The sequence below is a fragment of the Dysgonomonas sp. ZJ279 genome, from assembly GCF_011039205.1.
GTDB lineage: Bacteria > Bacteroidota > Bacteroidia > Bacteroidales > Dysgonomonadaceae > Dysgonomonas.
Genome location: NZ_JAAKEL010000008.1, coordinates 55,980 through 68,319, shown reverse-complemented (window position 1 = coordinate 68,319; position 12,340 = coordinate 55,980). Strand labels below are relative to the sequence as shown.

The following is a 12,340-nucleotide window of genomic DNA, read 5'->3' as shown; positions in this document are numbered from 1 at the left end:
TTACAGACTATTATTTGCTGTATTCGTCAGAAACAGAAAGTTTAGATCTTCCTTTAGCTCTACGAGATGCAAGCACTCTACGTCCGTTAGCAGTAGCCATTCTTGAGCGAAATCCGTGCTTATTTTTTCTCTTTCTGTTTGATGGTTGAAAAGTTCTTTTCATCGCTATATATTATTTTCGTTATTATTTCTTCGTTCAAATTCGGGTTGCAAATGTAGGGGGATTATTTAAAATAAACAAGTATATTAACGTTTAATTTTCTGAAACTTAATAAAACTATAGTCATATTTATTCTTCTCGTCGGCCTTATGGTATTCCCTTGAGGTCTCTTTCCATTGGTCATCGTTTATTAAAGGGAAAAAAGTATCCGCTCCTTCGAATCGATGGTGTATGCGAGTGAGGTATAATGAGTCGGCAAAATCGATTACGATATTATAGACAGAGCCTCCTCCGATGAAGAAGATTTCGTCTTCATTCCGGCAAAGGTTAATAGCGTCGTCCACAGAAGAGCACATTTCACAATTTTCGAACTGCAAACTTTTGTTTTGTGTAATTACAATATTTCTTCTGTTCGGTAAAGCTCCTTTAGGTAACGATTCGAATGTCTTTCGTCCCATGATAATGGAATGTCCGTCTGTAATCGATTTGAAATATTTCAGATCGTTAGGCAGATAGCAAAGTAGATTATTGTCTTTTCCTATCGCATTGTTTTCGTCTGCTGCTACTATAATTGATACTGTACTCATCTTTTATCTGTTTTTATGGGTGTTAATCCTATCTTTTTCGCTTTCGCTATCAGGTGTTGGTATGCCGATTCATAATCGTTTGTGATAACACCATCTAAGATAGCATCTTTGATCGATGATTTTAGCCGCCCGACTTCGGCACATGGTGTTAAACCGAATATTTGCATAATCTCCTCGCCATCGATCGGTGGCTGGAAGTTACGAACATTATCTTTCTCTTCAATGTCTTTCAACTTTTGGCGAACGATCTCAAAGTTTCGGAGATAACGGCGCACACGTTCAGGGTTCTTCGATGTTATGTCGGCTTCACAGAGGGTCATTAAATCATCAATGTCATCACCTGCTTCAAATAAAAGACGGCGTACGGCAGAGTCCGATATATCCTCGTCTACCAGCACTTGAGGGCGCATGTGTAACGTCACCATCTTCTGAACGTATTTCATTTTCTCATTCAGTGGTAATTTGAGCCGCTTAAAGATGTTCGGAATCATTTTCTCACCGATGAAATTATGATTATGAAATGTCCATCCCAATTTATTATCCCAACGTTTGGTCGCAGGTTTAGCTATATCGTGTAGTATAGCCGCCCAACGAAGCCAGAGGTTGTCTGTTTTTAGAGAAATATTATCTAATACAGCAAGTGTATGATAAAAATTATCTTTATGTCCTATGCCGTCTTTTGTTTCAGCTCCTTTGAGCGCAACAAGTTCGGGGAATATAATGGGTAATATTCCTGTTATATCAAGTTGCCTGAATCCGATAGAAGGCTTTGGAGAGAGAATTATCTTATTTAACTCATCGATGATTCGCTCCTTCGAAATTATCTCTATGCGTTCTCTGTTTCTCGTAATAGCGTCGAACGTATCAGCCTCAATATCGAATCCGAGTTGGGACGAGAAGCGGATAGCTCTCATCATACGCAATGGATCGTCGCTAAATGTTATATCGGGATCGAGTGGAGTTTTTATAGTAAGGTTCTCCATATCTTCAAGTCCATTGAAGGGGTCGAGCAGTTCACCAAATCGTTTTTTGTTAAGACATACAGCCAGCGCATTGATTGTGAAATCGCGGCGATTCTGATCGTCTTCTAATGTCCCATCTTCAACAATTGGTTTACGGGAATCTCTTTGGTAAGATTCTTTGCGTGCACCTACAAATTCTATTTCGAGGTCTTTGTATTTTATTTGTGCAGTACCGAAAGTTTTGAAAACGGATAGAAAAGCCTTTTTGCCGAGCTTTTTTGTAATTGCTGCTGCAAGGTCAATGCCTCGTCCTACGGTTACGATATCAATATCTTTTGATGGGCGGTGTAGAAATATATCCCGTACATACCCTCCAATTGCATAGCATTCGAGGTTCATTTCGTCTGCTGTTTCGGATATAATTTCAAATATTTTACCGGAGAATTTCTTTTTTAAATCCTCATGTTCAATATGCATTCTTAAATCTGTTAGTGAAAATAACTTTTAATTCTTGCGTAATAGCGGTTTTGATGCAAATAAACGCTTAAAAAGCCACTTTAGTCGAAAAAAATTATTTTATTTGTATTGCAAAATTACAAACAAAAGAACGATTTCTGTTATTTTATTACTATTTTTTATCTAATTTAATCAACTCTTATGGGAAGGTGTTTTAAAGCTTTGGCTTTGTTTTTCTGCTTTGTTATTGTGGCGTGTTCATCAAAAACAGATGGAGCGCAATTGTTATTAGACAATGCCCGACAATTATATAATGAAGGGAAGTATGATCAGGCAAAATCAGAAATTGACAGTATCAAGACCTTATATCCAAAAGCTTTTGATCAGATAAGAGCTAGTCTGGCGTTGTTGGATAGTGTTAGGCGAGGACAAGATACCCATACCATAGCGATTTGTGATTCATTAATTGCTTTACATGAGCCGAAATTAGATTCGTTGAAAAAATTATTTGTTTATCAGCGGAATAAAGAATATCAAGAAAAAGGATTTTACGTTCCGAAAGAAAGTGCGACGAGTGGACCATTAACATTTACAACCTTACGTTCAGGTGTCGGTGAAGATGGGCAGATGTATCTGGAAAGTGTTTTTATAGGAAATGGTCAAAAACATAATAAGATAAAAGTATCTGCAAAAGATGGATTATCGGCAGAATCACGTCCTGTTAATGATGACGGACTAAATTATCGCTTTTCAAACCTTGGAAAACAATTTGAAATTATTAGATTTGCAGGAGAAGATGACAATGGCGTAGCTAAATTCATCTTTGAGAATACAGATAAGCCTTTAACGCTAATACTAGAAGGGAAAAATAAGAGCTCATATACTTTATCACAACCGGTGAAATATGCTGTTAAGAAATCATATAGATTGTCTATGATGATGCAACAGTTGGATAGTTTGAAGACAGAAAAGGAAAAATCTGAATACAAAATTTATTATTTAGACAAGAAAAACGCAAATACAAACGAAAACTAAGTTAAGGAATTGCAATAACGATTAAATGCTTATGAAAAAGGATATGTTGCCCTCCGGAATATCAGGGGAGGGTGTGGTGTTATATATGCCAAGTGTATCAGTCGAGTGTGTTATTTTAGGATTTCACTCAGGAGGTCTTAAAGTATTATTGAGAAAATTGAAAATAAATGATCAATGGATGCTTCCGGGTAGTCTCATTGCTATTGACGAGGATGTCGATAAATCTGCACAGCGAACTTTATACAAAAGAACAGGAATAAGAGGTGTTTCTCCCAGACAATTTTATTTTTTCGGGAGAAAGGATAGAACCGATAGTAACGACCATGTGTTGAAGGAATTTAATATTGAGGGTGTTGAAACTCCTTGGTATCTTCAGCGTTTCATGAGTGTTGGTTATTATGCATTGGTGCAGTTTGATCAAATTAAGCCGATGAAGTCGAAAGAAAATGATGATGAGATATTTGACTGGTTTATGCTAGACTCATTACCTGAATTGTACGCAGATCATAAGAAAATTATTCGCAAGGCGATTGATACTGTGCGTATGCATATAGGTTATATTCCGATCGGCTATAAATTGTTGCCGGAGAAGTTTACAATGCCTGAGTTGAGGGTTATCTATGAGACGATATTAGGTAAAGCAATTGACCGTAGGAATTTTCAGCGTAAGGTATTATCAGTCGGGCTTATTGAGCCTTTAAATGAGACCCGGAAGATTGGTCCTCATAAATCTCCCATATTATATTCTTTTGATAAGAAAAAATATGCCGAAGCAGAAAAGAATGGAATACAATTTATGAGCAATAATTTTTAACGTCGAGTAGATATGGATAAAAAGAGCGGGAAGTCAGATTAGGCTTTTCGCTCTTTGTTTTATATATCCTTCCATCTTGGCGAAAGTTAAAAGGTAATTGCAAAAAAAAAGGAGACATCTAGCAGATGTCTCCTTTTTAATATATAAGGATAAGATTATTACTTATTCTCGTTTCCAGCAAGTTTTTCTTTCAAAGCAGCAAGCTCTTCGATATCTCCTAATGTAGTTTTTTCTACATTGTTAGATGATGAAGTTGTTGTTACTTCTTCTTTGTCTTTCTTCGCTGATTTTCTAGCTTTCTTTTCAGCAGCAGCTTCTTTAGCTTCTGGTCTTTCGTCTTCGAATACGCGACTGTGAGAAACGATAATTCTCTTAGAGTCTTTGTTGAATTCGATTACTTTGAAATCTAGTTTTTCTTCGATTTTAGCTTGTGATCCGTCTTCTTTCACTAAGTGTTTTGGAGTCGCAAAACCTTCAACACCGTATGGAAGAGAGATTACAGCACCTTTGTCTACCATTTCTACAACTGTTCCTTCGTGTACTGAACCTACTGTAAAGATAGTTTCGAATACATCCCAAGGGTTTTCTTCAAGTTGTTTGTGACCTAGGCTCAAACGACGGTTGTCTTTGTCGATTTCTAGTACTTGAACATCGATATCAGCACCTATTTGAGTCATCTCGCTAGGGTGTTTGATTTTCTTAGTCCAAGAAAGGTCAGAGATATGGATTAGTCCGTCAACACCTTCTTCTATTTCAGCAAATACACCGAAGTTAGTGAAGTTGCGAACTTTTGCAGTATGCTTGCTTCCAACCGGATATTTTACTTCGATATTTTCCCATGGATCTGGTTTCAATTGTTTGATACCAAGAGACATTTTGCGCTCTTCGCGATCGAGTGTAAGAACTACAGCTTCTACTTCGTCACCAACTTTCATAAAGTCTTGTGCGCTGCGTAGATGTTGAGCCCAGCTCATTTCAGATACGTGGATAAGACCTTCTACTCCGGTAGCAATTTCGATAAATGCACCATAGTCAGCCATTACCACTACTCTACCTTTAACTTTGTCACCCACCTTAAGGTTAGCATCTAGTGCATCCCAAGGATGTGGAGTCAATTGTTTTAAGCCGAGAGCGATACGTTTTTTATCATCGTCGAAGTCAAGGATAACAACGTTGATTTTCTCATCCAATTTAACCACTTCTTCAGGATGTTGTACACGTCCCCAAGATAGGTCAGTAATATGAATAAGACCATCTACGCCACCAAGGTCGATAAATACACCATATGATGTGATGTTTTTAACAGTTCCTTCAAGCACTTGACCTTTTTCCAATTTCGAAATAATATCTTTCTTTTGTTGTTCCAGTTCAGCTTCGATAAGAGCTTTGTGAGAAACAACAACGTTTTTGAATTCGTGATTGATCTTAACAACTTTGAATTCCATTGTTTTACCAACAAATACGTCGTAGTCGCGGATTGGTTTAACGTCGATTTGAGAACCCGGCAAGAACGCCTCGATACCAAATACGTCAACAATCATACCACCTTTAGTACGGCATTTGATGTAACCTTTAATAATTTCATCATTATCAAGAGCTGCGTTAACACGTTCCCAAGAACGAGAAGCGCGTGCTTTCTTGTGAGAAAGAACAAGTTGTCCTTTTTTGTCTTCTTGGCTTTCGATGTATACCTCTACTTCGTCACCAATTTTAAGATCAGGGTTGTAACGGAATTCGTTTAGTGAAATAACACCATCCGATTTGTAACCGATGTTGATAACAACTTCACGTTTGTTCATCGATGTTACCTTACCCATTACCACTTCTTTGTCGTTGATTTTACTTAACGACTGGTCGTAGGTTTTTTCTAATTCTTCTTGACTCTTATCTGAATAAGTGTCACCTTTTTCGTACGAATCCCAATCAAAATCTGCAAGTGGTTGTACGTGTTTCAATATTTCTGATTCAATCATCTAATAAGGATCTGATACCTGATCTGATCAGTAATTTTAAAGGGTTAAACATAATTGCTTAATTAAAAGCGGTGCAAAGATATTGTTTTTCAATGAATAAAGCAATATTTTAATCTGGAAAATGTTAGGTGTTAAATGAAAAAAGAGGGTAACCGCTTAAGGTTATCCTCTTTTGTATCTATTTGTCTGGTAATATTTTAATCTACAATAAATATTCCTAGTGCATAATAGCAAAGCATTGCCATAACTGCACTAACGGGTATTGTTAGTATCCATGCAATCAAAAGGTCTTTTGTTACACCCCAGCGAACAGCCGAAAGGCGTTTTACCGACCCTACTCCGATTATACTACCTGTTATAACATGTGTAGTACTTACCGGTACGTGTAGTATCTCAGTAATAAAGAGGGTTAATGATCCTGCCGTTTGGGCACAGAAGCCTTCGATAGGAGTGATTTTCGTAATACGGTTACCCATAGTTTTCATAATCTTCCATCCACCACACATCGTTCCTATTGCAATAGCCGTAAAACAGGCTATCGGAACCCAGTCGTGCATGTCGTCCATGGATGACATACGCAGCCATTCGTGAACCTCCGGATTTGTTTGTGTAAATGCTATCAAGGCGGCGGCGATGATACCCATTACCTTTTGTGAGTCGTTCAGTCCATGCCCTATGCTAAGCAATGCGGATGATATGAGTTGGAGATTCTTGAACCACCGGTCGGCTTTTCCCGGTTTTGCCTTTTGGGCAAAATGAAGGGTGATGAGTGTAATGATATTACCTCCCACCATACCGATAAGTGGTGCTACAACGATAAATAGTGCTATCACACCGATTACCCCTGCATGAACCGCATGAAAGCCTGCACCTGCAATACCTGCGCCTGCAAAACCACCGATAAGGGTGTGCGATGATGAGGAAGGGATGCCTAACCACCAGGTTACAAGATTCCATGTAATGGCAGCGACTAGTCCGGCTATGATAACATGAGAAGGGTTTGCGACCACACCCATATTTACCACTTTGGATACAGTATCGGCAATACCAAAACCACCAATAATATATTTAGCGATAAAAAATGCAACGAAATTGAAAAATGCCGCCCAGATAACGGCTTGTGTAGGTGTCAGTACCTTTGTGGATACCACAGTGGCTATTGAGTTAGCTGCATCGTGGAATCCGTTGATAAAGTCGAAAACAATGGCTAATACAATAATTATTATAAGTAGGGTCATTTCTTTTTTTAGTTATGTGTACTTAACAATAATTGTTTTGATTATTTTACCTACAGTTTCGGCTGCATCGGTTGCGCGTTCCAATTCGTGAAGGATATCTTTTAGTTTGATAACTTCTATGGCGTTTGTTTCGTTTTCGAACAAGTCTATTAAGAAATGCTCGTATACGTCATCAGCCTTTGTTTCTATCACATCTAATTGTGCGCAGTATTCTTTAATTTTTGCAGGACTTTTCTTTAGAACGTCCAGCTCTTTGATTGCCAGATTAAGACAAGCTGCCGATTCTTTAACCAATAAAGCTAAACGAACTGCGCTTTCGGGCATTGTTTTCGGGCTGTATAGCATGATGCGTTTGGCACAGCTATTGATAAGATCGGTCACATCGTCCATTTTAGAGGAGAGGTTGTTGATGTCTTCTCTGTCGAATGGAGTGATGAATGTGTTGTTCAACTCTTCAAAAATTTGGTTTTGAATTTGATCACCACGGCGTTCCTGCTCTTTTATTTTTTTGTAGTACTCTACTGCAGAATTATGGTCTGCTGCTGTTTGAACGCATTCAACGATCAGGTCGGAAGCTGCACTTATAACTTCCGTCATCTCACTAAGAAGTGGAAAGAACTTAGTTTCTTTAGGTTTAAACCTATCGAATAGATTATTTTTCATAAAAAATTAAATATATCCATATTTAACAGAAAATTAAGAGCATCTTAAATACTATCTTAAAACTCTGAATTGGCGCAAAGATAAGAAAAAAAACATATAACGAAAGATTTTTTAACACAAAATTGGCTCAATATATGGTATTGATTTACTGATACTTGTGTGGATTCGTTATATTAATCTTCAAAGTCTAAAAATCCGAAGAAGTTAGGTAAATGAAAATTAGGATTCTCGTTATTTATAGGGTTCCATGAAAGAAAATGAGGTTTAGACAAATCATCTCCACATTTGTAGAGATTGGCGCGAGCTTTTACTCCATCAAACGATTTAATGCTGTCTTTCCAAAAAACGGAAGTGGGCATAACAAGAAGTAGATTCCATTTGAAATCGCCTTCTTTTCTTTCGAAATTGTCGGTTCCCAGACTTGGATATCGTTTTATAGATGACATAGTGTCAAAATCACCATATACGGAATCTTTTCTGTCTTTGCGGTAGCCAAGCAAGGCTTTACCTATACACGAAAATTCGGCATTGTAATAATAGGGAGACTCTCCGAAGGAAATGAAGAATTCGACACACGAATCTGTCCAAACAGGACCATTGTCTTCGGTTGTCTTTGCTAATATTTCATTTTCCTCAACAAAATATTGAAGGAATAGATAATCTCCATTATGAGCGATCTTAAACGAAACATCGGGTTTATATGGATATTGACTTTCCCAATTGACAGAGCCTATCGCATTTAACGATACTGCATCCAGCGCCTCTGTTATCAGGCTTGCATTGTTAGTCTCTGTGATTCTGATTTTTGGTACTAGCATTGTACTCAGATTTAGGTATAATGATATATCAGGGTTGTATTTTTCAATATTCTATTTTATCCTCTTTCTCTTCCCATTTTTGAAAAGCGACTATTGCTTTATCGTGAAGAATTTGCTTTGCAGGAATGCTCCTGTCCTCGGGTTTCAAATCTATTTGCTCGTAGATAAACGAGTCGTCGAAGCCTATATTCTTAGCATCGTCTTTTGTGCATCCGTAATATATCTTATCTATTCGTGCCCAATAAATTGCAGCAAGACACATGGGGCATGGTTCGCACGATGTATATATTTCGCAGCCAGCTAAATCAAAAGTATTCAGTTTTTTGCAAGCTTTACGTATTGTGGTAACTTCGGCATGTGCCGTCGGATCGTTATGTAATGTTACACAGTTGTGACCTTGTGCTACTATCTCACCATTTTTTACGATAACCGCTCCAAAGGGGCCACCACCTTTGGTTACGCTTTTTTCTGCCCATTTTATGGCCTTGAGCATATATTCAGGGTTTATTTTGTCTTGTTTTTTCATTTTGATTGTAAATCCTTATTAATCTGATCTATATAGTTGAGTATTTCATCTGCACCTACTCTCGCTTCGGCTGATGTGTAGAATATAGGAGGCAGTTCTTCCCATGTTTCCTTTAGTTTGTCGGTATATGCAGCAATATTTTCTTTTAGGCGGCTTTTGCTGATCTTGTCGATCTTAGTGAATATGATCGAAAATGGCACACCTAGTTCTCCTAGCCAGTTCATGAAATCCATATCTACTTTTTGAGGTTCGTGCCTACAGTCGAGTAGGAGGAAAAGGCACGTAAGATCTTCTCTGTTTAATATATAACTTTCGATGATTTTACGTATCTGTTCACGTCCGTCTTTTCCTCGTTGGGCATATCCATATCCGGGCAGATCGACCAGATACCATTCATCGTTTATGATAAAATGGTTTATCAATTGGGTTTTTCCGGGCTTCGACGATGTCATAGCCAGTCCGTTGCGATTGGTGATCATATTGATCAAAGAGGATTTACCTACATTGGAACGTCCGATAAAAGCATATTCTGCTCTGCCATCTTGCGGGCAAAGTTTATAATCGGTATTGCTTATTAGAAATTTAGCGTCTTTAATTATCATCTTCTGATTGAGATTGATTTGATTACACGAAAATACACTAAAATTATGAATATTGGGTAACGTATATGGATCTTAAGGTTGCAGATTCCTATTTCTTTTGATGAGTGTTACGCTAAATCACGGCTATATTGACAGATATTACATTCAGATTTTATTTAATTAAACGTGAATTAGATATTAAATCATTGGAATATGAGTTGTGAGTCTCAACCTATCTTTCGCTCATTCTGTCATCCCGATACGCAGTGAGGGATCTCAACTGCTCCTTGTTATAGAAAAGCAGATCCCTCACTGCGTATCGGGATGACAGAATCGAATGAAGCTTTTATTTCTTTTTTTCTTATGTTGAATTCACGTTTAATTAAAGAAAAACTGAATATATTTACACTTCGAAAATCTTAAAATAATGGTTGGTTAAAATGATAAGAGAAGTACAACTTGACGATGCAAAAAGAATTGCAGAAATCTATAATTACTATATTAAAGATACCATTATCACCTTCGAAGAAAAGTTGGTAAGCGAAGAGGATATAGCTCAACGTATACTGAAAGTGCAAGGGAAAGGTTTCCCTTATTTTGTATATGAGAAAGAGGGTAAGGTGATAGGCTATGCTTATCTTAATAATTGGAGGGAGCGTTCGGCTTACGATATTTCATTAGAGACGAGTGTTTATCTCGATCATGAAATGATAGGTAGCGGTGTGGGCAGTATTTTATACAGAGAACTTATTATGAGAGCGAAAGCAATCAATATACATTCGCTTATTGGCGTGATATCTTTACCCAACAGGGAGAGTCAGCGACTGCATGAAAAGTTTAATTTTAGATTGGTTGGCAATTTTAAAGAATCAGGAAAGAAATTCAATCGCCTTATTGATGTAGAATTCTGGCAATTGATACTTTGATTTGAATGTTTACAGATTTTTCCGCAGATTGTTCACCGGATAAAGTACGGCAAGAAAGCCGATAATATTTACAGTTACGAATATCAGAAGGATATCCAGCATTTGTACCGATACAGGGTATGAATCTATTACAAATGTGCCTGCATCGCCTAGTTTCAGAATGCCAAAATATTGTTGAAGAAGGCAAATGATGATTCCGATAATAAGTCCGGCTATTCCACCTATAAAGGTTATCAGCCAACCTTCTAATAAAAATATATTTGTTATCAGTTTGTTATTGGCGCCCATGCTTTGAAGAATCTTGATGTCTGCCGTTTTTTCTATAATCAACATAGATAAGGAGCCTACAACATTAAATATCGCTATCATAGATATAATGGCGAGAATGAGGAAAGTAACCCATTTTTCAACATTCACCATTCGGAAAAGGTCTTCCTGTTGTTCAAAGCGGTCTTTCACCAAATAATCATTGCCCAATATCCCTTCTATCTTGTGGCGGACATTTTCCAAAGATTCACCTTCTTTTATTTTTATATCAAGCGACGATACTTCTGTGTCGTAATGGAGTAGTTCGCGCATCAAATCAATAGATACGATAAGCATCTGATCATCATACTTTGCCTGATTGAGAGCGAAAACGCCACTAACATAAACTTCGGAGCGGGTAAATGCTGTAGATGGATTTGCCAGATTTATCTTTTCGTTTCTCTTTGGTATGTATATTTCCAGAGGGGACAGGAAGCCGGCGCGTGTGCCCATATACATTGCTAGCCCTGCACCTATTACACTGTAATCGATGTCACCTTCCCGCAACATAAATTCGCCATCTATTATGAGCTTATTTATATCTGCCAGATTTACGAATTCGGATGATACCCCTTTTAAAAGAATTGGGTCTTGTCTGTCTTCAAATCTCAATAAAGCATTCTCTTCTAGCGATTCCGACACCAAAGATATTTCAGCAAGTTGTTTTACTTTTAATATTTTAGGGTCGGTGGAATCGAATACTTTTCCTTGTGCAGGAGTGATTTGTAGTTCGGGGTCGAACGAACTGAATGATTTTGCTACTACATTGGTGAAACCATTAAATACCGATAGTGTACATACTAGTGCCATTGTGGCTATAGCAATTCCACACACCGATATCATGGATATGACATTGATGGCATTATGCGATTTCTTGGAGAAGAGGTAACGCTTGGCTATGTAGAGCGACAGTTTCAAATTTACTCTTCTGGCTTGTTATTTGTGCCTAACAATTTATCTATATTTTCAAGATGGTCAAGCGAATTATCCAGATAGAAAGCCAATTCGGGTATTATTCTTAGCTGTTTGCCAAGGCGTTGTCCTAATTCGAAGCGAACAGCTTTCATATTTGCTTTTATATTCTCTACCAATTCCTTGCCTTTTTCAGAAGGGAAAATACTTAGGTAGACCTTCGCCAAGCCCAAATCTGGACTTACGCGTACTTCGCTTACCGATATAAGAATGCCTTGCATCAGGCGTGCATCTTTCAGAAATATCTCACCCATTTCTTTCTGAATGAGTCTGTTTATTTTTTGTTGTCTTGTTGATTCCATTGTTTTTATTTTTTACAAAGG

General features: G+C 37.6%; 14 protein-coding genes. 3 read left to right on the top strand and 11 right to left on the bottom strand.

Annotation, left to right across the window (positions count from 1 at the left end; all coding sequences use genetic code 11):
* Window positions 1-10: 10 nt before the first annotated feature.
* The 3 genes from rpmH to G7Y57_RS10805 all read right to left on the bottom strand — a co-directional run bounded on the left by rpmH (window position 11) and on the right by G7Y57_RS10805 (window position 2,186).
* Window positions 11-163 (bottom strand): 50S ribosomal protein L34, encoded by a 153-nt coding sequence (gene rpmH / locus G7Y57_RS10815; RefSeq protein ID WP_165023758.1) that lies wholly within the window; start codon window positions 161-163, stop codon window positions 11-13.
* 83 nt (window positions 164-246) lie between these two features.
* Entirely contained in the window at window positions 247-747 is a 501-nt protein-coding gene (locus G7Y57_RS10810; RefSeq protein ID WP_165023755.1) for a dihydrofolate reductase, read from the bottom strand.
* Window positions 744-2,186: a CCA tRNA nucleotidyltransferase gene (locus G7Y57_RS10805; RefSeq protein WP_165023753.1), complete on the bottom strand. Its 1,443-nt coding sequence runs from the start codon at window positions 2,184-2,186 to the stop codon at window positions 744-746. The genes G7Y57_RS10810 and G7Y57_RS10805 overlap by 4 nt, the downstream gene beginning before the upstream one ends.
* 180 nt (window positions 2,187-2,366) lie before the next feature.
* Between G7Y57_RS10805 and G7Y57_RS10800 the strand changes: the two genes are divergently transcribed.
* Together G7Y57_RS10800 and G7Y57_RS10795 are read left to right on the top strand one after the other, a co-directional pair.
* Window positions 2,367-3,200, top strand: a complete 834-nt coding sequence (locus tag G7Y57_RS10800; RefSeq protein WP_165023750.1) for a hypothetical protein — start codon at window positions 2,367-2,369, stop codon at window positions 3,198-3,200.
* A gap of 31 nt (window positions 3,201-3,231) precedes the next feature.
* Window positions 3,232-4,014: an NUDIX hydrolase gene (locus G7Y57_RS10795; RefSeq protein WP_165023747.1), complete on the top strand. Its 783-nt coding sequence runs from the start codon at window positions 3,232-3,234 to the stop codon at window positions 4,012-4,014.
* A gap of 158 nt (window positions 4,015-4,172) precedes the next feature.
* Here G7Y57_RS10795 and rpsA read toward each other — a convergent pair whose 3' ends face one another.
* The 6 genes from rpsA to yihA form a co-directional block, all read right to left on the bottom strand.
* On the bottom strand, window positions 4,173-5,987 hold the full coding sequence (rpsA, locus tag G7Y57_RS10790) for a 30S ribosomal protein S1 (protein WP_165023744.1): 1,815 nt from the start codon (window positions 5,985-5,987) through the stop codon (window positions 4,173-4,175).
* A gap of 197 nt (window positions 5,988-6,184) precedes the next feature.
* Window positions 6,185-7,225 (bottom strand): inorganic phosphate transporter, encoded by a 1,041-nt coding sequence (locus G7Y57_RS10785; RefSeq protein WP_165023742.1) that lies wholly within the window; start codon window positions 7,223-7,225, stop codon window positions 6,185-6,187.
* 12 nt (window positions 7,226-7,237) lie between these two features.
* Window positions 7,238-7,888 carry a DUF47 domain-containing protein gene (locus G7Y57_RS10780; RefSeq protein WP_165023739.1) on the bottom strand — a complete coding sequence of 217 codons (651 nt, stop codon included), beginning with the start codon at window positions 7,886-7,888 and terminating at the stop codon, window positions 7,238-7,240.
* A 173-nt stretch (window positions 7,889-8,061) separates the two neighbouring features.
* Entirely contained in the window at window positions 8,062-8,706 is a 645-nt protein-coding gene (locus G7Y57_RS10775; RefSeq protein WP_165023736.1) for a carbohydrate-binding family 9-like protein, read from the bottom strand.
* A 43-nt stretch (window positions 8,707-8,749) separates the two neighbouring features.
* Window positions 8,750-9,199, bottom strand: a complete 450-nt coding sequence (locus G7Y57_RS10770; protein ID WP_165023867.1) for a nucleoside deaminase — start codon at window positions 9,197-9,199, stop codon at window positions 8,750-8,752.
* A 29-nt stretch (window positions 9,200-9,228) separates the two neighbouring features.
* A complete protein-coding gene (gene yihA / locus G7Y57_RS10765) occupies window positions 9,229-9,834 on the bottom strand; it encodes a ribosome biogenesis GTP-binding protein YihA/YsxC (protein ID WP_165023733.1) in 606 nt (201 codons plus the stop codon).
* Between the two features lie 419 nt (window positions 9,835-10,253).
* On the opposite strand from yihA, the gene G7Y57_RS10760 reads away from it, so the two are divergent.
* Complete coding sequence (locus tag G7Y57_RS10760) at window positions 10,254-10,739, top strand: GNAT family N-acetyltransferase (protein ID WP_165023730.1); 486 nt, start codon at window positions 10,254-10,256, stop codon at window positions 10,737-10,739.
* A gap of 9 nt (window positions 10,740-10,748) precedes the next feature.
* On the opposite strand, the gene G7Y57_RS10755 is transcribed toward G7Y57_RS10760, so the two are convergent.
* The gene (locus G7Y57_RS10755) at window positions 10,749-11,963 is read right to left on the bottom strand and encodes an ABC transporter permease (RefSeq protein WP_165023727.1); all 1,215 of its coding nucleotides are present in this window, start codon (window positions 11,961-11,963) and stop codon (window positions 10,749-10,751) included.
* Window positions 11,964-11,965: 2 nt separating this feature from the next.
* Window positions 11,966-12,319, bottom strand: a complete 354-nt coding sequence (gene rbfA / locus G7Y57_RS10750; protein ID WP_165023724.1) for a 30S ribosome-binding factor RbfA — start codon at window positions 12,317-12,319, stop codon at window positions 11,966-11,968.
* Window positions 12,320-12,340: the final 21 nt, after the last annotated feature.

What these genes read in the sequence shown, in the direction of transcription:
- rpmH (WP_165023758.1), bottom strand. Translation starts at nt 163, where the DNA reads ATGAAAAGAACTTTTCAACCATCAAACAGAAAGAGAAAAAATAAGCAC.
- G7Y57_RS10810 (WP_165023755.1), bottom strand. Translation starts at nt 747, where the DNA reads ATGAGTACAGTATCAATTATAGTAGCAGCAGACGAAAACAATGCGATA.
- G7Y57_RS10805 (WP_165023753.1), bottom strand. Translation starts at nt 2,186, where the DNA reads ATGCATATTGAACATGAGGATTTAAAAAAGAAATTCTCCGGTAAAATA.
- G7Y57_RS10800 (WP_165023750.1), top strand. Translation starts at nt 2,367, where the DNA reads ATGGGAAGGTGTTTTAAAGCTTTGGCTTTGTTTTTCTGCTTTGTTATT.
- G7Y57_RS10795 (WP_165023747.1), top strand. Translation starts at nt 3,232, where the DNA reads ATGAAAAAGGATATGTTGCCCTCCGGAATATCAGGGGAGGGTGTGGTG.
- rpsA (WP_165023744.1), bottom strand. Translation starts at nt 5,987, where the DNA reads ATGATTGAATCAGAAATATTGAAACACGTACAACCACTTGCAGATTTT.
- G7Y57_RS10785 (WP_165023742.1), bottom strand. Translation starts at nt 7,225, where the DNA reads ATGACCCTACTTATAATAATTATTGTATTAGCCATTGTTTTCGACTTT.
- G7Y57_RS10780 (WP_165023739.1), bottom strand. Translation starts at nt 7,888, where the DNA reads ATGAAAAATAATCTATTCGATAGGTTTAAACCTAAAGAAACTAAGTTC.
- G7Y57_RS10775 (WP_165023736.1), bottom strand. Translation starts at nt 8,706, where the DNA reads ATGCTAGTACCAAAAATCAGAATCACAGAGACTAACAATGCAAGCCTG.
- G7Y57_RS10770 (WP_165023867.1), bottom strand. Translation starts at nt 9,199, where the DNA reads ATGCTCAAGGCCATAAAATGGGCAGAAAAAAGCGTAACCAAAGGTGGT.
- yihA (WP_165023733.1), bottom strand. Translation starts at nt 9,834, where the DNA reads ATGATAATTAAAGACGCTAAATTTCTAATAAGCAATACCGATTATAAA.
- G7Y57_RS10760 (WP_165023730.1), top strand. Translation starts at nt 10,254, where the DNA reads ATGATAAGAGAAGTACAACTTGACGATGCAAAAAGAATTGCAGAAATC.
- rbfA (WP_165023724.1), bottom strand. Translation starts at nt 12,319, where the DNA reads ATGGAATCAACAAGACAACAAAAAATAAACAGACTCATTCAGAAAGAA.